18 protein-coding genes are annotated in these 19,787 nt (G+C 68.0%); 9 read left to right on the forward strand and 9 right to left on the reverse strand.

Annotated features, from left to right (window positions below):
- Positions 1 to 111: 111 nt before the first annotated feature.
- Both cysS and rlmB read left to right on the forward strand, forming a co-directional pair.
- On the forward strand, positions 112 to 1,539 hold the full coding sequence (cysS, locus tag ABD260_RS14445) for a cysteine--tRNA ligase (RefSeq protein WP_344233998.1): 1,428 nt from the start codon (positions 112 to 114) through the stop codon (positions 1,537 to 1,539).
- A gap of 1 nt (position 1,540) precedes the next feature.
- Complete coding sequence (rlmB, locus tag ABD260_RS14450; RefSeq protein ID WP_344233999.1) at positions 1,541 to 2,500, forward strand: 23S rRNA (guanosine(2251)-2'-O)-methyltransferase RlmB; 960 nt, start codon at positions 1,541 to 1,543, stop codon at positions 2,498 to 2,500.
- 454 nt (positions 2,501 to 2,954) lie between these two features.
- On the opposite strand, the gene ABD260_RS14455 is transcribed toward rlmB, so the two are convergent.
- The 3 genes from ABD260_RS14455 to ABD260_RS14465 form a co-directional block, all read right to left on the reverse strand.
- Entirely contained in the window at positions 2,955 to 3,839 is an 885-nt protein-coding gene (locus tag ABD260_RS14455; RefSeq protein ID WP_344234000.1) for a S1 family peptidase, read from the reverse strand.
- A gap of 127 nt (positions 3,840 to 3,966) precedes the next feature.
- Positions 3,967 to 4,845 carry a S1 family peptidase gene (locus tag ABD260_RS14460; protein WP_344234001.1) on the reverse strand — a complete coding sequence of 293 codons (879 nt, stop codon included), beginning with the start codon at positions 4,843 to 4,845 and terminating at the stop codon, positions 3,967 to 3,969.
- A gap of 101 nt (positions 4,846 to 4,946) precedes the next feature.
- Positions 4,947 to 5,531, reverse strand: a complete 585-nt coding sequence (locus ABD260_RS14465) for a TetR/AcrR family transcriptional regulator (protein ID WP_184837117.1) — start codon at positions 5,529 to 5,531, stop codon at positions 4,947 to 4,949.
- Positions 5,532 to 5,616: 85 nt separating this feature from the next.
- On the opposite strand from ABD260_RS14465, the gene ABD260_RS14470 reads away from it, so the two are divergent.
- The 4 genes from ABD260_RS14470 to ABD260_RS14485 all read left to right on the forward strand — a co-directional run bounded on the left by ABD260_RS14470 (position 5,617) and on the right by ABD260_RS14485 (position 9,372).
- The gene (locus ABD260_RS14470; RefSeq protein WP_344234002.1) at positions 5,617 to 6,765 is read left to right on the forward strand and encodes an acyl-CoA dehydrogenase family protein; all 1,149 of its coding nucleotides are present in this window, start codon (positions 5,617 to 5,619) and stop codon (positions 6,763 to 6,765) included.
- Positions 6,765 to 7,532 (forward strand): SDR family NAD(P)-dependent oxidoreductase, encoded by a 768-nt coding sequence (locus ABD260_RS14475; RefSeq protein WP_344234003.1) that lies wholly within the window; start codon positions 6,765 to 6,767, stop codon positions 7,530 to 7,532. The genes ABD260_RS14470 and ABD260_RS14475 overlap by 1 nt, the downstream gene beginning before the upstream one ends.
- Entirely contained in the window at positions 7,532 to 7,816 is a 285-nt protein-coding gene (locus ABD260_RS14480; protein WP_344234004.1) for an NUDIX hydrolase, read from the forward strand. Before ABD260_RS14475 ends, ABD260_RS14480 begins: the two co-directional genes overlap by 1 nt.
- 173 nt (positions 7,817 to 7,989) lie before the next feature.
- A complete protein-coding gene (locus ABD260_RS14485; RefSeq protein WP_344234005.1) occupies positions 7,990 to 9,372 on the forward strand; it encodes a sialidase family protein in 1,383 nt (460 codons plus the stop codon).
- Between the two features lie 99 nt (positions 9,373 to 9,471).
- Here ABD260_RS14485 and ABD260_RS14490 read toward each other — a convergent pair whose 3' ends face one another.
- The 3 genes from ABD260_RS14490 to ABD260_RS14500 are packed head-to-tail and all read right to left on the reverse strand — an operon-like array spanning position 9,472 to position 13,169.
- Positions 9,472 to 10,695: an alpha-galactosidase gene (locus ABD260_RS14490; protein ID WP_344234006.1), complete on the reverse strand. Its 1,224-nt coding sequence runs from the start codon at positions 10,693 to 10,695 to the stop codon at positions 9,472 to 9,474.
- 8 nt (positions 10,696 to 10,703) lie between these two features.
- Positions 10,704 to 11,849, reverse strand: a complete 1,146-nt coding sequence (gene dgoD, locus ABD260_RS14495) for a galactonate dehydratase (protein ID WP_344234007.1) — start codon at positions 11,847 to 11,849, stop codon at positions 10,704 to 10,706.
- Positions 11,850 to 11,900: 51 nt separating this feature from the next.
- The gene (locus tag ABD260_RS14500) at positions 11,901 to 13,169 is read right to left on the reverse strand and encodes a DUF4032 domain-containing protein (protein WP_344234008.1); all 1,269 of its coding nucleotides are present in this window, start codon (positions 13,167 to 13,169) and stop codon (positions 11,901 to 11,903) included.
- A 108-nt stretch (positions 13,170 to 13,277) separates the two neighbouring features.
- On the opposite strand from ABD260_RS14500, the gene ABD260_RS14505 reads away from it, so the two are divergent.
- The 3 genes from ABD260_RS14505 to ABD260_RS14515 all read left to right on the forward strand — a co-directional run bounded on the left by ABD260_RS14505 (position 13,278) and on the right by ABD260_RS14515 (position 16,245).
- A complete protein-coding gene (locus ABD260_RS14505) occupies positions 13,278 to 14,270 on the forward strand; it encodes a LacI family DNA-binding transcriptional regulator (protein WP_344234009.1) in 993 nt (330 codons plus the stop codon).
- A gap of 177 nt (positions 14,271 to 14,447) precedes the next feature.
- Entirely contained in the window at positions 14,448 to 15,491 is a 1,044-nt protein-coding gene (locus ABD260_RS14510) for a transcriptional regulator (protein WP_344234010.1), read from the forward strand.
- Between the two features lie 25 nt (positions 15,492 to 15,516).
- A complete protein-coding gene (locus ABD260_RS14515; RefSeq protein ID WP_344234011.1) occupies positions 15,517 to 16,245 on the forward strand; it encodes a prevent-host-death protein in 729 nt (242 codons plus the stop codon).
- Between the two features lie 20 nt (positions 16,246 to 16,265).
- Here ABD260_RS14515 and ABD260_RS14520 read toward each other — a convergent pair whose 3' ends face one another.
- From ABD260_RS14520 to ABD260_RS14530, 3 genes are read right to left on the reverse strand one after another with little or no spacing between them, the layout of a single operon-like run.
- Positions 16,266 to 18,479: a heavy metal translocating P-type ATPase gene (locus tag ABD260_RS14520; protein WP_344234012.1), complete on the reverse strand. Its 2,214-nt coding sequence runs from the start codon at positions 18,477 to 18,479 to the stop codon at positions 16,266 to 16,268.
- The gene (locus ABD260_RS14525) at positions 18,463 to 19,446 is read right to left on the reverse strand and encodes a hypothetical protein (RefSeq protein WP_344234013.1); all 984 of its coding nucleotides are present in this window, start codon (positions 19,444 to 19,446) and stop codon (positions 18,463 to 18,465) included. Before ABD260_RS14525 ends, ABD260_RS14520 begins: the two co-directional genes overlap by 17 nt.
- The gene (locus ABD260_RS14530; RefSeq protein WP_344234014.1) at positions 19,443 to 19,661 is read right to left on the reverse strand and encodes a heavy-metal-associated domain-containing protein; all 219 of its coding nucleotides are present in this window, start codon (positions 19,659 to 19,661) and stop codon (positions 19,443 to 19,445) included. The genes ABD260_RS14525 and ABD260_RS14530 overlap by 4 nt, the downstream gene beginning before the upstream one ends.
- Between the last annotated feature and the right edge of the window lie 126 nt (positions 19,662 to 19,787).

The raw sequence follows: 19,787 nt of genomic DNA on the forward strand, positions 1-19,787 counted from the left end.
GGCGGACAGAGCGCTCGGAACTGATTCTTACCCGGCTCTGGAAAGAATCAACCCTTCGGCCGTAGAGTTCGGTGGTTATTTACCGGCGTCGCCTCCCGTTACCCTTGACCGGTGACACTTCGCTTCTACGACACCGCGACAGCAGCAGTGAGGGATTTCGAGCCGGTCCACCCGGGCAAGGTCGGGATCTACCACTGTGGGCTGACGGTGCAAGGTGCGCCGCACGTCGGGCACATCTACAAGGAAGTGGTCTTCGACGTCCTGCGCCGCTGGCTGGAGCGTTCCGGCTACCAGGTCACCGTGATCGCGAACGTGACCGACATCGAGGACAAGATCCTGGCCAAGTCGGCCGAGCGGGGCGTCCAGTGGTGGGCGCACGCGTACGAGTTCGAGCGCGAGCTGCACTGGGCGTACGACGTGCTCGGCTGCCGCCCGCCGACGTACGAGCCGCGCGCCACCGGGCACATCCCGGAGATGCTCGAAATGATCGAGCAGCTGATCGAGCGCGGGCACGCGTACGTGGCGCCGGACGGCTCCGGTGACGTGTACTTCGACGTCCGCTCCTGGCCGGAGTACGGCGCGCTGTCGCACCAGCGGATCGACGACATGGAAGCGGCCGAGGACGCCGACCCGCGCGGCAAGCGCGACCCGCGCGACTTCGCCCTGTGGAAGGGCTACGTCGAGGGCACGCCGCGGACCGCCTCCTGGCCGACCCCGTGGGGCCGCGGCCGCCCGGGCTGGCACCTGGAGTGCTCGGCGATGGCGGGCAAGTACCTCGGCACCGAGTTCGACATCCACGGCGGCGGGCTGGACCTGCGGTTCCCGCACCACGAGAACGAGCTGGCCCAGTCGACCGCGGTCGGGCAGAAGTTCGCCCGGTTCTGGATGCACAACGCGCTCGTCACCACGGCCGGCGAGAAGATGTCCAAGTCGATGGGCAACAGCGCCGTCGTACGGAACGTGGTCGAGCGGGTCCGCCCGATCGAGCTGCGCTACTACCTGGTGCAGTCGCACTACCGGTCGGTGGTGGAGTTCTCGTTCGAGGCGCTGGAGGAGGCGGCGAAGAGCTTCCAGCGGATCGAAGGGTTCGTCACCCGGGCCGATGAGGTGACCGGTGGGGTCGATCCGGCGGGCGAGCTGCCGGTGGACTTCGTCGCGGCCATGGACGACGACCTGGGGACGCCGGCCGCGATCGCGGTGCTGCACAACACCGTCCGGGACGGGAACAAGCTGGTCGCCGACGGTGACTCGGCCGCGCTGCGCGAGGCGCTGGCGTCGGTCCGGGGGATGCTCGTGGTGCTCGGGCTGGACCCGCTGTCGGAGCCGTGGGTCTCGCGGGCCGGTGGCAGCGACGAGCTCACCGAGGTGGTCGACGGGCTGGTCAAGGCGCTGCTGGAGCAGCGGCAGGCCGCGCGTGCTCGCAAGGACTACGCCGCCGCGGACGCCGTCCGCGACCGGTTGAAGGCGCTCGGCGTCGTCGTCGAGGACACCCCGCAGGGGCCGCGATGGTCCCTCGCAACTACAGACGAAGGAAGCTGACGTGCCAGGCAGTAGCCAGCGCAAGGGTGCCATCCGGAAGAAGCCGCGGGGCAACCCGACGGCCGGGTCCGGGGGCCGGGTCCGCCGTGGTCTCGAGGGCAAGGGCCCGACGCCGAAGGCGGTCGACCGGGTCAAGCACCCCGCGCACAAGCGGGCCAAGGCGGCCGAGCGGGCCAAGGAGCGCGAGGGCCGCCGCCGCCCGGCGCGCAAGGACAACGACGCGAGCGTCGAGTGGGTCTACGGGCGGAACCCGGTGGTCGAGGCGCTGCGGGCCGGCGTACCGGCCTCGGCGCTGCACGTCGCCGAGGGCACCGAGCGGGACGCCCGGCTGCGCGAGGCGTTGCTGGTCGCGGTCGAGACCGGCGTTTCGGTGCTCGAGGTGCCGCGGACGGAGCTCGACCGGGTCACTGCCGGTGGCGCGCACCAGGGCGTCGCGCTGCAGATCCCGCCGTACGAGTACGCCCATCCGGACGACCTGCTGCAGCGGGCGTACGACGCGCAGGAGGTGCCGCTGATCGTCGCGCTGGACGGCGTGACCGACCCGCGGAACCTGGGCGCCATCACCCGGTCGGCGGCCGCTTTCGGAGCACATGGCGTGGTCGTACCCGAGCGCCGTACCGCGTCGATGTCCGCGTCGGCGTGGAAGACGTCGGCCGGTGCCGCCGCCCGCATCCCGGTCGCCCGCGCCGGCAACCTGAACCGTGCGCTCAAGGCCTACAAGGACGCCGGCCTGCTGGTCATCGGCCTGGACATGAACGGCGCCGTCGAGCTGCCGGCCTTCGAGGCCGCCACCGAGCCGATCGTCCTGGTCATCGGCTCCGAGGGCAAAGGCCTGGCCCGCCTGGTCCGGGAGAACTGCGACCTGATCGTCTCCATCCCCATGACCAGCGCCACCGAATCCCTCAACGCCGGCATCGCCGCCGGCGTAACCCTCTACGAAATCTCCCGCCGCCGCGCTTGATGTAACTACATGAGCGGGCGAGATGATTGTGGTGACCCCTCGGAGGCGCCTGGTGCATGAGAACGCGAGTCCGGCGCTTCAACGTCTTTTGGGCTCCGGTGAGGTGACTGCACCGACAGAGCTCGGGATGCCTGATCTGCTGGCGGATCTGGCACCCGAACTCGACAGTCTGTCCGACCTGCTGATCGAGGATCGCGACAACGACCGTCGCAGGTGAGCAACCTGGACTCCTGCGCGCAGCTCAAGTTCATCAAGCCGGAGGCGGAGTCGGCGGCTTTGCGTGCGCCATTCACCTGGCCAGTGCGGAGCCCTTTCGGTCTGAGCTTTCCGAGTTCGTCACCTACGACAAGGAACTGACCACGGCAGCCGAAGAGCTTGGCTTTTCTGTTCTCTCACCTGTCTGAGGTAAGCGTGCGGCCGGGGTTGTGCCCCGGCCGCACGGCTGCGTTGGCGGTCAGTAGACGCTGACGCCGTAGCGGGAGAGGACTTCGGTGACGGGCTGGAAGTAGGTGGTGCCGCCGGAGGAGCAGTTGCCGGAGCCGCCGGAGGTCAGGCCGAGGGCTACGGTGCCGGCGAAGAGGGCGCCGCCGGAGTCGCCGCCTTCGGCGCAGACGTTGGTGCGGATCAGGCCGGTGACGGTGCCTTCGGCGTAGTTCACGGTGGCGTTCAGGCCGGTGACACTGCCGCTGTGGACGCCGGTGGTGCTACCACTGCGCTTGACCGCCTGACCAACAGTCGCGTTGCCGGCGGACGTGATGTCCTGCGAGGAGCCGTTGTACAGGTCGACCGTGCCGGGGTGGTTCGTGTACGACGAGCTGTACTGCACGATCGCGTAGTCGTTTCCGGGGAAGCTCGATCCGTACGTCGTACCGAGCAGCGTGGTCTTGGCGGAGTTCGCGTACCAGCTGGAGGCGATGTTGCCGCAGTGACCCGCGGTCAGGAAGTAGTACGTGCTGCCGCTGCGGACGTTGAACCCGAGCGAGCACCGGTACTGACCGCCGTAGATGGCGTCGCCGCCGGCGATGTACTTGGTCAGCTTGCCCTTCATCTTCTCCAGCGTGATCCGCTGGCCGAACTGCTTGGTCACACTGGTCAGCTTGGACAGCTTCGCGCCGGTCACGGTGTCGTCGTACGACACGATGATCCGGCCGTCCGGAGCGGTCTGCCACGCCGTACCCGGGATGGTCGCGTCCTTGCTCAGCGTCGACGTGATCGCCGACGCGGACAGCGCGGACGGGTTGACCGGTGCGGCCGAGGCTTGCGACGCCAGTAGTCCGGCGGCGGCAAGCCCGGCCGCGGCCAGGAGTGCGGTGGTGCGGCGGAATGGGGACAGTTTCATGGTTTCGGCCTCCTCACGATTCGGACGCCTTTGGGGCGGGGCGTCCTTGACTTCAACCGTGAGGGGTCCTACCCCACTCTCTCCCTGAGTATTCAGATGAACTCGGAGAGTAGGGGAAACCTGCGCGTCAGTAGATGTACACGCCGTACGCGTTGAGGGCTTCCACGACCGGCTGGAAGTACGTCACCCCACCGCTCTTGCAGTCGCCGGACCCGCCGGAGGTCAGCCCGAACGCCCACTGCCGGTAGAACAGCGGACCACCGGAGTCACCCGGCTCGGCGCACACGTTCGTACGGATCAGCCCGGCCACCCGCCCGTCGCCGTAGTTCACGACCGCGTTCAGTCCGGTGACCCGTCCGCTGTGCAGACCGCTGGTCGCGCCGGAGCGGTACACCAGCTGTCCGACACCCGGTGTCATCGCCTTGGTGATGTCCTGCGAGCGCCCGTTGTACAGGTACACGCTGCCGCCCGGGACCTTCATCTTGATGTCGGTCCGGTACACCACCAGCGCGTAGTCGTTCCACGGGTAGCTGGCGTGGTGCACCGCGCCCGTGTACACGCGGTGGTTCGGGTCCTGGTACCAGCGTGCCGCGTCGACACCGCAGTGACCGGCAGTGAGGAAGTAGTACTTGCCCCGCCGCTGCACGTTGAAGCCGACGCTGCACTTGTACTCACCGCCGTACGTCGCCATCCCGCCGCTGATGTACTTCTGCAGCTTGTGCGGCAGCTTCTCCAGCTTGACGTTGGAACCGAGCTGCTTGGTCAGGCCGGTCAGCTTCGTCAGCTTCGTACCGGTGACGGTCGGGTCGTACGACACGACGACAGTGCCGTCCGGCTTGGTCATCCAGGCCGTACCGGGGGTGTAGATCTGGTCGTTCAGCGTCGCCGTGATCGCCCGGGCGGACAGCTTGGGCGGTTTCACCGGGTCGGCACTGGCCGGTACGGCGGCGGCCAGTGCGAGGCCGGCGGCCACCACCAGCGCCGCGGCGCGTCGAAGAGATTTCATAAGTGATCAGCCTTCCGGGGCGTACGGCTCTGATGCACGGTGTTGGCAGCAAGAGGTGTGGCAGCAAGAGGACGGTGCCCAACCCTAAGGGGACGTGCGGTTCAGTCGAGCCGGAGGGAGTGCAGGACGAAGGACGCCAGCTCCCGGTACGCCTCGGCGTCGTTCAGCCCGGTCCGGCGGGCGATGTCGCCGCGCTGGATCGCCTGCATCGTGTGTGCGATCATCTCGGCCGCGAAGGCGATGTCGACCTGCCGGAAGGTCTTGCTGTTGATCCCGTCCTCGATCAGCTGCCGGACCCGCTCGGCGGCGATCCGGGTGTTCCGCTCGTACACCGACCGGGCCGGGGCGAACGTGGCCACGTCGTCGAGGAAGGTCCGGCTGGCCGGCCGGAGCGCGTCCGCGACCGCGTTCAGGTACGCCGCGATCCGGCGGTCGTGCCGGGTCTGCCGGGCGACCGCGGACTCCACCTGGGCGGTGGCATTCTTGAAGTAGTGCTTCACCACCTCGACGGCGAGCTGCTCCTTGCTCCGCGCCAGCGCGTACAGGGTGGTCTTGCTGCAGCGCAGCTCCGCGGCCAGGTCATCCAGGGTGAATCGGCTGAACCCCTGCTCGAGGAACAGCGACAGGAGCCGGTCGAGGAGCTCGGACTGCCGGCGGGTGCGCCGCCCCGGAACGACTGTTGTCATATCGAGACAGCATAGAACGATACTCGGCTAGGTGCGCCAGTATCGTTCCGAGTATCATTTTGGGAGTTGTGAAAGGGGGCCCCTGATGGCGGTCGACCGACTCCTGCCCACTGACGAATCCGTAGAGCTGCTCGCGCTGGTGCGTGACCTCTGCGAGCACGAACTCGCCCCGTACGCCGCGAAGGCCGAGGAGAGCGAGACGTTCCCGCGGGACGCGTTCCGTACGCTCGGGAAGGCCGGTCTGTTGGGACTGCCCTACCCGGAGCAGTTCGGCGGCGCGGAGCAGCCGTACGAGGTGTACCTGCAGATGCTCGAGGAGATCGCGTCCGCCTGGATGTCGGTCGGGGTCGGCGTCTCGGTGCACACCATGACCAGCTACGCGATGGCGACGTACGGTAGCGACGAACAGCAGGCGCGGCTGCTGCCGGACATGGTCGGCGGCGAGCTCCTCGGCGCGTACGCACTGTCCGAGCCGCAGGCGGGGTCCGACATCAGCTCGATGACCTCGCGGGCGGTCCGGGACGGTGATGCGTACGTTCTGAACGGCACGAAGGCGTGGATCAGCCACGGGCCGTACGCCGACTTCTTCACCACCTTCGCGCGGACCTCGGATGATCCGAAGCACGGGATCTCCGCGTTCCATGTGCCTGCTGGCACCGCTGGGCTGAGCTTCGGTGCGCCGGAACGGAAGATGGGGCTGACCGGTTCGACCACGACCCTGGTGAACTACGACGACGTACGCATCCCGGCCGCGAACCGGATCGGCGCCGAGGGCGACGGGATGCGGATCGCGTTGTCCGCGCTCGACTCCGGCCGGCTCGGGATCGCCGCGTGCGCGATCGGTCTCGGTCAGGCGGCGCTTGATCTCGCGACGGCGTACGCGAAGGAGCGGCAGCAGTTCGGGCAGTCGATCGCCGACTTCCAGGGGATGCAGTTCCTGCTCGCGGACATGGCCGCGGCGGTCGAGTCCGGGCGCGCGACGTACCTACATGCGGCGCGCCGGCGGGACCTCGGGCGGACGTTCACCCGGGAGGCGGCGATCGCGAAGCTGGTCTGTACGGACGCGGCGATGAAGGTCACCACCGACGCGGTCCAGGTGCTCGGTGGGTACGGTTACACCCGGGAGTTCCCGGCCGAGCGGTACATGCGCGAAGCCAAGGTGACCCAGATCTTCGAAGGTACGAACCAGATCCAGCGGCTCGTGATCAGCCGCGACCTGTTGAGGAGTGTTTGATGGAGTTCAGCTCGTCCGACGTCGCGCTGGTCACCGGTGGTGGATCGGGTCTCGGGGAGGCGACGGTCCGGCGGCTGGCCGCGGACGGGCTCGGCGTGGTGATCGTCGACCTGCCGTCGTCGGCGGGCAAGGCGGTCGCGGACGAGCTGGGCGAGCGGGTGGTGTTCGCGCCGGCCGATGTCACCGACGAGGCCGCGGTGACGGCTGCGCTGGACGCGGCCGCGGCGCTCGGTACGTTGCGGGTCGTGGTGACCTGCGCCGGGGTCGCGACGCCGGGCCGGGTGGTCGGGCGGAAGGGTCCGTTGCCGCTGGCAACTTTCCGGCAGGTGATCGAGGTGAACCTGATCGGGACTTTCAACGTGTTGCGGCTGGCTGCCGAGCGGATGATCGCCGCTGAGCCGTGCGCGGACGGTGATCGCGGTGTGGTGGTGATGACGGCGTCGATCGCGGCGTACGACGGGCAGGTCGGGCAGGCGGCGTACGCGTCGAGCAAGGGCGGGATCGTCGCGCTGACGCTGACCGCCGCCCGGGACCTTGCGGACAAGGGAATCCGGGTCGTCACGATCGCCCCCGGCACGATGGAAACCCCAATGCTGGCTGGTCTTCCCGAGGAAACCCGCACCGTCCTGGAACAGCAGGTCCCGCACCCGTCCCGCCTCGGCAAGCCCGCCGAGTACGCCGCCCTGGTCCGCCACATTCTCGACAACCAACTCCTGAACGGCGAGGTCATCCGCCTGGACGGCGCCCTCCGCATGCCCCCACGCTGATGCGCCCCCGCGCCCTGCTCCTCCGGGCCGGCTCCCCTTTCGTCAAACTCTGGTTCCGCCTCCGCAAACCAACCACCTACGGCGTCAAAGCCTTACTACGCCAGGAGAACGGCCACTTCCTGACCGTCCGCCACTCCTACACCGACACCCGCCGCTGGTCCCTCCCCGGCGGCGGCTACAACCCGACCCGCGAAACCTCCGCCCAAGCAGCCACCCGAGAAATCCACGAGGAACTCGGTGCCGAACCGGTCTCTCGGTGGTTGGTCAAGGCACTGGGTGGGTGAGCTTTGGGGGGCTAGCTGAGGCGGTAACTAGCTGGGAAACGAACGTGGCGTAGGGATGTGCGGGTGGGTGAAGATGACCCGCACCCTACGGGGCTGTCCTGTTTCGGCTACCCAGAAACTGTGAGGCTCACTTGACGATTTCCCGGCTACTGCTTTCAGCCGCGACCCTTCTGATGACTTCCGCCGTTGTCGCGCAGTCCGCCGCGGCTGGTGTTTCCGCCGCGGTTCCGGTGTCCGGCACCAGCCCGCTGCAGGCCGGTTGCGGCGCCGGCCCGGCCGACGGCTACACGCTCTACCCGAACACCGAGGTCCAGCCGCACCTCGCCGTCAACCCAAAGAACCCGTCGCACCTGGTCACCGCGTACCAACAGGATCGCTGGAACCGCTACGGCAGCAACGGCGCAGTCACCTCCGTGTCGAACGACGGTGGCGCAACCTGGCACCGCTCCGCGGCACTGCCCCCGTTTTCCGCCTGCACCGGCGGCGCGTACGACGTCACCACCGACCACTGGCTCACGATCACACCGTCCGGCGCGGCAATCGCAGCCTCGTTCTCACTGTCCCGCGACGGCGAGATCACCGCGATGCAGGTCTCGCGATCCGCTGACGGCGGCGAGCATTGGGCCAACGCAGTGACCTTGCAGCGCGACACCACCTCCAAGCTGTTCAACGACCGCCCGGCCGTCACCGCCGACCCGTACCACCCCGGCGTCGTCTACACAGTGTGGGACCGCGTCGAAGACACCTCCACCGACAGCGCGGAGCATTCGGTGCAGCCGGTCTACCTGTCCAAGTCGACCGACGACGGCCGTACCTGGTCCAAGCCGAAGAAGATCTACGACGTACCAGACAACACCGGCACCATCGGTACGGTCCTGACGCCGCTCGCGGACGGCACCTTGCTGATCGGCATGCACTACCTCACCGCAACAGCAGGCGCCACACAGGTGATCCGCTCCACGGACGGAGGTGCGACCTGGTCGAAGCCGACCCTTAACGTACCGGCCCCGCTCGCCGTCACCACCCGCATTCCAGACCCGGACGGCGGTACAGACCCGATTCGCAACGCCAGTCTGCCGCTCCTGACCGCTCAGCCCGGGACGAAGGTCGTACACGCCACCTGGCAGAGTCAGTCCGCCGACGGCACCTTCCACGTGTCGTACGCACGGTCCGCCGACAGCGGTAAGACCTGGTCCGCTCCGGCGCGAGTGGACAAGACGCCGAAGGGCTCCGCGGCCGTACCCGCGATCGCCGTGTCCTCCGACGGAACAGCCGCGATCACGTACTACGACTTCCGCAACAACACCGCCGACCCGAGCCTGCCCACGGACTTCTGGGCCATCACCTGCAAGTCGGACTGCACCAAGGCCGGCTCGTGGAGCGAGAAGCACCTCGAAGGACCCTTCGACGCCCGCAAGGTACCAGCCACCAGCTCCGGCCGGATGCTCGGCGACTACACCGGCCTGGTCTCCACCGGCAGGTCCTTCGTAGCTGTCTACGGCGTAGCTACCGGAAACACCACCAACCCGGTAGACCTGCACAGCACAACCTTCTGATCGGCAGCTCGACAGGAGGTGTCCCTGGATTCATCGGGCGCGCACGCTCACTCCCTCGTGCGTACGTCCCGGATTCGGCGACACCTCCTGTCGAGATGCTCAAGTCAGTCGTAGCCAGCGCACGCCGTGCGACGGGACCGCGCCAGCTGCTGGCCCACCCCACAACTCCTGCACAGAACGGTCGGCGGGCACAGCTTCCAGCGGTACCGGTAGCTCCCGGGCTGACGATCCGGTCCAGAAGATCGCCACGTACGAGCAGTCCGCTCCGTCGGCCGCCCAGACGATGAGTTCTCCGTCGTCCAAGGGCTCACGGACGAGCTCGCGGGCGTTGGTGGCCGTGCTGAGGACCTCGGCCAGGGCCGGATTCGCCAGCAGGGCAAGGGCTTCCGGCGACGTTGTGGGCAGATCGCCACCCATCATCAGCGGCGATCGAGCCATCGTCCACAACGTCAGCAACGTCTTCTGCTCATCGGTGGACAACCGGCTGCCCCGGTCATCGCCACGCTCGGCCCGGATACCGATGTGCCCCAACGGCAGCATGTCCGCGTCCGCCCACCCGTTGTCGCGCTGGAACGGCGCCCACCGCGCCAGCCGGGCGAACTGCGCGTACACGTCCTCCCACCGATCCCACAGATCATCGGAGACCCGCCACATCCGCGCATTCGCCCGCAAATGCTCCACGTGATCCGTCGACAACCACGTACCGGGCGACAGCGAAAGCACGATCTCCCGGCCACTGCGCTCGATCGCGGTCGCGTACGCGGCGATCTCCCGGTCGTGGTACGGCGCCAGCATGTCATCGGCTTTGACGAAATCCACGCCCCATTCGGCGAACTGCGCCACCTGCGCGTCGTAGTACGCCTGCGCTCCGGGGTGATCGTGGTTCAGCCCGAAGTTGTCCGGGTTCCACGGGCACACGTGCTCCCGGTCCACGACGTCCCGCGCTGTCCACTGCGTACCGTGGATCGGCAGGTCGAGCTCGACCGCCCGCCGCGGGATGCCGCGCATGATGTGCAGCCCGAACTTCAGCCCGAGCGCATGCACCTTCGCCGCCAACGGCCCGAACCCGGCCCCGTCCGCGGCGGACGGAAACCGATTGGTTGCCGGCAATTGACGCCCGTACTCGTCCAGCACCACCGGCGCGTTGTCGTTGTACCCGTGCGATCGCGCCGTCGGGTCGTACCAGGCGATGTCGACGACGACCGTGTCCCAGCCGTACGCGAGCAGCTGTTCTTTCATCACCTGCGCATTGGCGAGTACCTCGGCTTCGGTGACGGTCGTACCGAAACAGTCCCAGCTGTTCCAGCCCATCGGCGGCTTCATCGGCGGCTTCACCATTCGGCGAAGGAGCCGTCGTCGTGGCGGAGCACCGGGGATCGCCAGCGATGCGGCTCGGCGGCCGCCGCGCGAACGGCCTCCTCGTTGACCTCGATGCCCAACCCAGGGCCGGTCGGTCGCTGTACGTGGCCATCGACAAAACTGAAGACCGTTGGGTCGACCAAGTAGTCGAGCAGCGCGTTGCCGCCGCCGTACTCGATGCCGAGGCTCTGCTCCTGGATCAGGAAGTTCGGGATGGCGAAGTCGATCTGCAGGCTCGCGGCCAGCGTGATCGGGCCGAGCGGGCAGTGCGGCGCGACGTTCACGTCGTACGCCTCGGCCATCGCGGCGATCCGGCGCAGCTCGGAGATGCCGCCGGCGTGCGAGATGTCCGGCTGGGCGACCGCGATCCCGGTCGGCAGCACGTCCCGGAAGTCCCAGCGGGAGAACAGCCGCTCGCCGACCGCGATCGGGATGCTGGTCGATTCGGTGATCCGGCGCAGGTCCCGCGAGTACTCCGGGGTGACCGGCTCCTCGACGAACATCGGCAGCAGCGGTTCGAGCAAGGGCAGGATCTGCCGGGTCGCCGCCGTCGTGAACCGGCCGTGGAAGTCGAGCGCGATGTCGATGTCGTCACCGAGCGCCGAGCGCAGCGCCTCGACCCGGCTGACCGACGCGCGGAGTTGCGCGGCCGACGGGATCGGCGGCAGCGCCTCGGACAGGTTGAGCTTCATCGCGGTGAATCCGGCGGCGACCTTGGCCTGCGCCTGGTCGACCAGTTCGGCGTTGTCCGCGCCGTGCACCCAGGTGTACATGCGTACCCGATCGCGCACCGGGCCGCCGAGCAGCTCGTGTACGGGTACGTCGTGGAACCGGCCTTTGATGTCCCAGAGCGCTTGATCGATCCCCGCCAGCGCACTCGACAGCACCGCGCCGCCGCGGTAGAAGCCGCCCTTGGCCATCACCTGCCAGTGCTCTTCGGTCCGCAGCGGATCGGCGCCGACGAGGTTCTCCATCATCGCCGCGACCGCGCCCTGGACCGCCTCCGCCCGGCCCTCGACGATCGGCTCGCCCCAGCCGCTGATGCCTTCATCGGTGTCGATCCGCAGGAACTGCCAGCGCGGCGCCACCAGGAACGTTTCGTATCCGACGATTTTCACGTTTCAACCCTAAGCACATCCGGCGCCGCGGCGCGCGGGCCAGTCCACCGCTCAGTCCACTTCTGGGGCACCCGGCGTCGGCAGCGCCAGCTTCTCGTCGGGTTTGGCAGCCAGCACGTCCTGCACGTACGAGCGGGCCGCCTGCATCGTGTCGACCTCGTGCCCGGCCTCTTCGGACAGGAACCAGCGGTGCTCGAGTACTTCGTGGAAGATCTCGGCCGGCTCGAGCTTGCGGTTCAGGTCGCGCGGGACCGAGCGGACCACCGGCTCGAAGACGTCGGTCAGCCACTGGTGCGCGACGATCTCCTCGTCCTCGTTCTGCTGGTCGGTGGCGGCGGCGAACGAGTCCAGGTCGTTCAGCAGCCGGCGGGCCTGGTTCTCCTCGACGTCCAGCCCGGTCAGCCGGAGCAGGCGGCGGGAGTGGTGGCCGGCGTCCACGACCTTCGGCTGGATGCGGACCTGGCTGCCGTCCCAGTCGGTGATGATGTCGATCTCGGCGACGTCGAAGCCGAGCTCGTTCAGCCGCCGGATCCGGGAGTCCAGCCGGTGCATCTCGTCGCCGGCGAACTCCTCCGGCGCGGTCAGCTCGGCCCAGAGCAGCTCGTACCGCTTCTGGATCGACTCGACCGTTTCCTGCGGGTCGATCGCCTCGTCCAGCAGCCCGCCCTCCTGCAGGTCGAGCAGTTCGCCGAACAGGTTGATCTCCGCCGTGTACAGGTCGTGCGCGCGCTGTCCGTCGGAGATGTCCTGGTGCAGTTCACCGGTCTCGGCATCCACCAGGTACGCGGCGAACGCACCGGCGTCCCGGCGGAACAGTGTGTTCGACAGCGAGCAGTCGCCCCAGAAGAAGCCGAGGAGGTGCAGCCGGACGATCAGGGCGACCAGCGCGTCGATCAGCCGGTTCACCGTGTCCGGCCGGAGCGTGCTGGAGAACAGCGCGCGGTACGGCAGCGAGAACTGCAGGTGCCGGGTGATCAGGATCGAGTCGATCGGCTCACCGTTGCGGTCCACCCGGTCGGTGATCACCCCGACCGGTTCGACGGCCGGGGCCTCCAGCCGTTCGAGGTCGCGGAGCAGCCGGTACTCGTGCATGGCCAGATGCTCGAGTACCTCCTTGATCGCGTACACACTGCCGTTGACCCGGACGAACCGGACCACGTGCCGGGAGATACCGCGCGGCAGTGCGACCAGCTGGTCCTCGGGCCAGTCCTCCAGCGGGACGTCCCAGGGGAGCGACAGCAGTCCGGTGTCGGGGCGGGTGGCGACGAATCGGGGCACGGGTACCAGTCTGTCAGCAACCTGATCTCTCAGGGAGCGCATCCGGGTCGCGAAACGTCGGGTACGCCACCTGGTGGCTGCTTGTTCCGGCTCTCGTGGCGCTCAGCGGCTCTTGCAAGAAGTTGCGTGGTTGTGCCTAAAATTTGCGGCATGACCCGTCGACTTGCCGAGGTGGCCCAGCAGGTCGGCGTCAGCGAAGCCACCGTGAGCCGAGTCCTGAACGGCAAGCCGGGCGTGTCCGAGGCGACCCGCGAGGCGGTGCTGACCGCGCTCGACGTGCTCGGGTACGAGCGCCCGACCCAGCTTCGCGGCGACCGCGCCCGGCTGGTCGGCCTGGTGCTGCCCGAGTTGCAGACCCCGATCTTCCCCGCGTTCGCCGAGGTCGTCGGGGGAGCGCTGGCGCAACAGGGGTTCAGCTCACTGCTGTGTACGCGGACGCTCGGCGGGGTGTCCGAAGCGGATTACGTCGATCTGCTCCTCCAGCAGCAGGTGTCCGGGGTCGTGTTCGCCGGTGGGCTCTACGCGCAGGCAAATGCGCCGCATCGGCACTACGAGCTGATCCAGGAGCGCAAGTTGCCGGCCGTGCTGGTGAACGCGGCGGTCGACAATCTCGGTTTTCCGCAGGTCTCGTCCGACGATCACGTGGCCGCGGAGATCGCGATCGGTCACCTGCGAGCCCTTGGCCACCAGCGGATCGGGATGGTGCTCGGCCCACGCGACCACATCCCGTCGCGCCGCAAACTGTCCGCCTTCCTGGCCGCCGACGACGCCGATCCGGAGCTGGTCGAGCACGCGATGTTCTCCCTCGAGGGCGGTCACGCGGCCGCGACCAAGCTGGTCCACCGTGGCGCCACCGGCCTCGTCTGCGCCAGCGACACCCTCGCCCTTGGTGCGATCCGAGCGGTACGCCGCGCCGGCCTGTCCGTACCCGACCACGTCTCGGTGATCGGCCACGACGACTCCGCCATGATGAACTGCACCGACCCACCCCTGACCACCGTCCGCCAACCCATCGACGCCATGGGCCGAGCCGCCGTGGACCTCCTCATCGCCCTGATCGAACGCGCCACCGTCCCCACCGACGAACTCCTCTTCACCCCCGAACTAATCCTCCGCTCCTCCACCACCCGCCCCCACACCTGATCCCACCCGCACAGCACCTTCAGCCGTCGGCGTACTTTTGCAATCCGGCATCGAGTTATTGCGCTGATAGCTCCCGCCCACGGTGTCGGCACGTGACGAGGGGGAGAGGGTGGTGGCTCAGATGTTGTTCGGTGTTCGTCGATTGCCGAACACCGAACACCCTTGTACGGTGGAAGCGTGCAGGAGTTCGAGTCCGCCGTTCAGGAAGCCTTCGCGCAGCTCGACGTCGAAGTCGTCGCGCCGGCGGACAGCTCCGGAGCCGCGCGGGGTGACCTGATCGTCGACCCGGAGGGCGGCGCCCTTGTGCTCTCGGTGAAGCGTGTTGCCTTCGTCAACGATCAGCTCGCGGAGCGACTGGCGGTCGAGGGCAAGCGATACAACAACACGATCGCGGACAGAGGGACGACCGCTGTGCTGTTCGTGGTGGCGGACCAGGTGACGAGGACGGCCCGAGCCACTCTGGCTCGGGCTGGAGTCGGCTACTTTGACCTCCGTGGGCGGCTCAGCCTGCGTGCACCTGGACTGGTCGTCGAAGCTGATGTCGAACCTCAGGAGCGTGCAGTGGGACGACGTGACCCGTTGGCCGGAAAGGCAGGACTCGAAGTCGCGTCGGCACTTCTGCTGAATCCACAGCAGAAGCCGTCGGTCAGGTCGTTGTCGCGAGAGCTGCGCAGGTCGGTCAGTACGGTCTCGGTGATTCTGGCGGCACTGAGGGAGAGTCGCTACATCGAAGGAAATACGGTGTCCGCGACGCGGCTTTTCTGGGCGCTTGCGGACCGATGGCATCAGGAGACTGAGTACCTTCTCGAGCTTCCGCCTCTCGGTCAAGACAGTCTCGTCGCTCCGCTGCGGCTCGAGCTCGATCAAGTCGGCTCTGAGCCCGGATGGGCACTGCGCGGGACCGCGGCGGCGGCCGTCCTGGGCGCTCCTGTCGCTGTCCGTGCGGATCAACCACTGGACTTCTTCGTCCCGGACAAGTCGGTGGTCCACCGAGCGCGCCGGCTGCTCGGAGTCGCGCCGTCGGGGGAGTTGGCGCGATGTACGGTCGCGGCAGCTCCCGTTGCGGCAGTGTGTATGGCGCGATCGGAGCCGGCGGACAGCTACTTCGAGTGGCCGACTACCCATCCGCTGTTTGTCGCGCTCGACCTGGCGCAGGACGCGGGACGTGGGCAAGAGATCCTGGCCGACTGGACCCCGGAGAACTGGCCACGTGTCTGGTAGTCAGGTAGTGCTGGTCGGCCAAGGGATGGCCGCGGTGGTTGACGCCGTCACGTCGGTAGGACAGCTCGCGGGTGCCGCGCCGATCGTGGTCGGCGGTCTTGCCGTTCTGACTCGACTCAGCAGCGCGCATCGGGCAACCCTTGACCTCGACATCGTCGATCGGCGATCCGACGGCAGACCTCGGCAGCTGGAGATCCTTCGGGGCAGTCCCGAGACCACGGCCGCCGAGCCGGCGGCGGTGATGGTGCCGACCAGATTCGGAGAAGTCCGCGTCGACGTTCTGGAGGTCAACCAAAGCGAGCTGGACCATCCCAGCGACGATGCCGGTGATCGCTTGCACGCCGGCTCGCATGCGTGGGCTGCCGATACCGCGACACCAGTCACGATCTCCGTACTGGGATCGGCCCGCGAGGAGCTTGCGCGTGCCTCGACCAGGATCGCCGAGCCCGGTCCGCTCGTCGCGATGAAGCTGCAGGCCATCATGGATCGTGGCGGCGCCAAGGCGGGGACAGACCTGTGGGATATCATCCGGCTCACTCTTGATCCCGTCGCCGGCCGCGCGGCCTTGCGGCAGTTGGAGACCCTTGAGGCCCGGTTCGCTGCCGACGTCGTTCAGCATGTCGACCAATGGTTCAGGAAGAAGCGCGACTGGTCGCTGGATCGTCTTGGCGAAGTGACGAGCGCGTCCGTCTCAGGTGATGACCTGGACCTCGTCGCCGAACTGCTGGTTGGTGCCTGCCTGCGGGCTTCGTGAGGCAGGCAGGCACCTCGGCTTCAGCTCAGGGGTTTGAAGCGGCGGAGGCGGAGGCTGTTGGTTACTACGAAGACTGAGCTGAAGGCCATGGCGGCGCCGGCGAGCATGGGGTTGAGGAGGCCGGCGGCGGCCAGGGGGAGGGCGGCTACGTTGTAGGCGAAGGCCCAGAACAGGTTGCCCTTGATGGTGCGGAGGGTGCTGCGGGAGAGGCGGATGGCGTCGGCGGCGGCGCGGAGGTCGCCGCGGACGAGGGTGAGGTCGCTGGCTTCGATCGCCACGTCGGTGCCGGTGCCCATGCTCAGGCCCAGGTCGGCCTGGGCGAGAGCGGCCGCGTCGTTGACGCCGTCGCCGACCATCGCGACCACGCGGCCCTCGTCCTGGAGTTTCTTCACCGCGTCGACCTTGCCGGCCGGCAGGACCTCCGCAATCACCTCCTCGATCCCGACCTCGGCAGCCACCTTCGTCGCCACTGCTTCGTTGTCCCCGGTCAGCAGCACCGGCCGCAGCCCCAGCGACTTCAGCTGAGCGATCGCCTCCACGGACGTCGGCTTGACCGTGTCCGCGACGACAAGCACCGCTCGCGCCTGACCGTCCCAGCCGACCGCGACCGCGGTACTGCCTTCGGCCTCGGCGTGCTCCTTGGCATGCGCGAGCTCCTCAGGCAAGTACTGGCTCCACTCCTCCAGCAACCGGGTCCGTCCGACAAGTACGGCGTGCCCGTCGACGATTCCCTGTACACCAAGGCCTTCGACGTTCCCGAAGTCCTCGACTTCCGGCAGCTTCCCGGCTTCCAGCGCGGCCCGGGCGACGGCCTGCGCGATCGGGTGCTCGCTCGAATTCTCAAGAGCGCCCGCCAACCGCAGTACCTCGGCCCGGTCCTGGCCCGGTGCCAGTAGTACGTCGACCAGGTCCATCCGGCCTGTGGTCACAGTGCCGGTCTTGTCCAGTACGACGGTGTCGACCCGCCGCGTGGACTCCAGTACCTCAGGCCCTTTGATCAGGATGCCCAGTTGAGCACCCCGCCCGGTACCGACCATCAGCGCGGTCGGCGTCGCCAGCCCCAACGCACACGGGCAGGCGATGATCAGTACGGCGACCGCGGCCGTGAACGCGACCGTCAGCGGCGAACCGTTGCCCAGCCAGAAGCCGAGTGTGATCAGCGAAAGCCCGATCACGATCGGCACGAAGATGCCCGACACCCGGTCGGCCAGCCGCTGGACGGCGGCCTTCCCGTTCTGCGCGTCCTCCACCAGCCGCGCCATCTGCGCAAGCTGGGTGTCCGCGCCGACCCGGGTCGCCCGGACCACCAGCCGGCCGCCCGCATTGACGGTCGCACCAACGACCGCGTCGTCCGGGCCGACCTCGACCGGTACGGATTCACCGGTCAGCATCGACGCGTCGACCGCACTGTTGCCGGTGACAACGATTCCGTCGGTGGCGATCTTCTCACCCGGCCGGACCACGAACTGGTCACCCACCACCAGCTGGTCGGCCGGGATCCGGGTCTCGGTCCCGTCCCGCAGGATCGCGACTTCCTTCGCGCCCAGCTCCAGCAGGGCCCGCAGCGCGGCCCCCGACCGACGCTTGGCGCGGGCCTCGAAGTACCGCCCGGCCAGGATGAACGTGGTCACGCCGGCCGCGACCTCGAGGTAGATCTCCTCGGCGCCGCCGCCCCGGGACGGGATCAGCGTGAACGGCATCTTCATCCCCGGCGCACCGGCCGAGCCGAAGAACAGCGCGTACAAGGACCACAGGAATGCGCTGACCACGCCCAGCGAAATCAGCGTGTCCATCGTGGCGGCGCCGTGCCGCAGGTTCGTCCAGGCGGCCTTGTGGAACGGCCATGCCGCCCACGTCACCACCGGGAACGCCAGCGTCAGTGACGCCCACTGCCACGACTCGAACTGCAGCGCCGGGATCATCCCCAGCGCGATCACTGGAGCCGCGAGTGCGATACTCGCGAACAGCCGCTCCCGCAGGGGTTTCAGCTCGTCCGGCTCGTCCGCGGACGGCTCGACGGCCTGCGAGGGCAGCGCCGCCGTGTACCCGGTCTGCTCCACCGTCGCGACCAGTTCATCGGTCGAAACGCCCTCCGGGAACGTCACCTTCGCCTTCTCGGTGGAGTAGTTGACGGTCGCCGTCACCCCGTCCATCCGGTTCAGCTTCTTCTCCACCCGGGCCGCGCAGGAGGCGCACGTCATCCCCCCGATGATGAGCTCAACCGACTGGCTCATGCTCGTGTGCCTCCTCCGCGTGACTTGGTGGTGTGCTCGGTGGAACGATCGCCGTACCCGTCGAGTCGACCTTCACGGTGAACTCGGCGGTGTGTACGGCGCCCGCGTGCTGGAAGTCCAGGAACAGGCTGTACGTACCGGCGGTCGGGAAGGTGGTCCCGAACTTGATCGACGGCCCGCCCTTCATCCCCGGCTCCGCATGCTCGGACGGGTGGTTGTGCAGGTACGCGAGATCGCCGCTGCGCAACGAAACCAGGTGCCCGAAAGCGCCCAGGTACGGCTGCAGGTCCGTGACCGGCTTGCCGTTCTTGGAGACCGTGAAGGTCAGTTCGGATTCCTTGCCGGCGATCGGCGTACCGGCGAGCGTCACGTCGTACCCGTGCACCTTGCTCACCGGGGCGGGGTCGTTCAGTGGCACCGGGATGTACAGTCCGGACACGTTCACGTCCGTACCCAAGGTGATCGTGCTCTCGAACCCGGCCGGCTGGAAATCGGCGTACATCCGCCAGGTGCCGCCCGCGGTGAACGTGAACGGGATCTTCCACGTACCGTCCGCCGCCATCTCCGGGTGCACGTGCCGGAACCCGGACAGGTCCCGCCGCACCACGATCAGGTGCAGGTCCTTCTCATGCGTCTTCGTGTACTTCGTGACCGGCTTGCCGTCCGGTCCCTGGATCGTGAAGCGCAACTCGTTCTTCGTACCGTTGGTGAAGAACGTCGCCGCCGGTGCGAACGTGTAGCCGGCGTCGGACACCGCCAGTCCAGGCAGCTGCCCGCCGCCCGATGCGTGTCCTCCGTGTGAGTTCTGCTCCATTCCACCCATCTCCTCTCCGTGCCCTGCGGCCGCGGAGGTCTCGTCGGCCGCCGCGATCGGATCGACCGCGGAACCGATGCCGTACGCCGCCCCGAAGGCGAGCACGAGCGCACCGGCGAACGCGCCGATCCGGAGCGCGACGGCCCGGCTCACGACGCCGCCAGTTCGTAACCCGCCTCGTCGACGGCAGCCCGAACGGCGCCCTCGTCGAGCGGGGATTCACTCGTCACGTGAACGGCGGAGGTGCCACCGGCGACGAGGTCGATCTTCACGTCCTGCACACCACTGAGCTTGGTCAGCTCCTCGGTGACAGCGGCAGTGCAGTGACCACAGGTCATACCGACAACGGAGTAGGTAGTGGTAGCCATATCAATGCTCCTAGCTCGAAACAAACAACCGCACGAAGCGGCGCTACGGGACTGAGTTGTAGATGTACTGCGGTGCTACGAGTACTGCGGTGCTACGGGTACTGCGATGTTGCGAGTGCTGTGGTG

It is taken from the genome of Kribbella hippodromi, from assembly GCF_039531045.1.
In the GTDB taxonomy this organism is placed as follows: domain Bacteria; phylum Actinomycetota; class Actinomycetes; order Propionibacteriales; family Kribbellaceae; genus Kribbella; species Kribbella hippodromi.

Excerpts from the sequence above, each read along its gene's own strand:
- ABD260_RS14455 (WP_344234000.1), bottom strand. The coding sequence starts at position 3,839 with ATGAAACTGTCCCCATTCCGCCGCACCACCGCACTCCTGGCCGCGGCC.
- ABD260_RS14460 (WP_344234001.1), bottom strand. The coding sequence starts at position 4,845 with ATGAAATCTCTTCGACGCGCCGCGGCGCTGGTGGTGGCCGCCGGCCTC.
- ABD260_RS14465 (WP_184837117.1), bottom strand. The coding sequence starts at position 5,531 with ATGACAACAGTCGTTCCGGGGCGGCGCACCCGCCGGCAGTCCGAGCTC.
- ABD260_RS14470 (WP_344234002.1), top strand. The coding sequence starts at position 5,617 with ATGGCGGTCGACCGACTCCTGCCCACTGACGAATCCGTAGAGCTGCTC.
- ABD260_RS14475 (WP_344234003.1), top strand. The coding sequence starts at position 6,765 with ATGGAGTTCAGCTCGTCCGACGTCGCGCTGGTCACCGGTGGTGGATCG.
- ABD260_RS14480 (WP_344234004.1), top strand. The coding sequence starts at position 7,532 with ATGCGCCCCCGCGCCCTGCTCCTCCGGGCCGGCTCCCCTTTCGTCAAA.
- ABD260_RS14485 (WP_344234005.1), top strand. The coding sequence starts at position 7,990 with ATGACTTCCGCCGTTGTCGCGCAGTCCGCCGCGGCTGGTGTTTCCGCC.
- ABD260_RS14490 (WP_344234006.1), bottom strand. The coding sequence starts at position 10,695 with ATGAAGCCGCCGATGGGCTGGAACAGCTGGGACTGTTTCGGTACGACC.
- ABD260_RS14500 (WP_344234008.1), bottom strand. The coding sequence starts at position 13,169 with ATGCGCTCCCTGAGAGATCAGGTTGCTGACAGACTGGTACCCGTGCCC.
- ABD260_RS14505 (WP_344234009.1), top strand. The coding sequence starts at position 13,278 with ATGACCCGTCGACTTGCCGAGGTGGCCCAGCAGGTCGGCGTCAGCGAA.
- ABD260_RS14515 (WP_344234011.1), top strand. The coding sequence starts at position 15,517 with ATGGCCGCGGTGGTTGACGCCGTCACGTCGGTAGGACAGCTCGCGGGT.
- ABD260_RS14520 (WP_344234012.1), bottom strand. The coding sequence starts at position 18,479 with ATGAGCCAGTCGGTTGAGCTCATCATCGGGGGGATGACGTGCGCCTCC.
- ABD260_RS14530 (WP_344234014.1), bottom strand. The coding sequence starts at position 19,661 with ATGGCTACCACTACCTACTCCGTTGTCGGTATGACCTGTGGTCACTGC.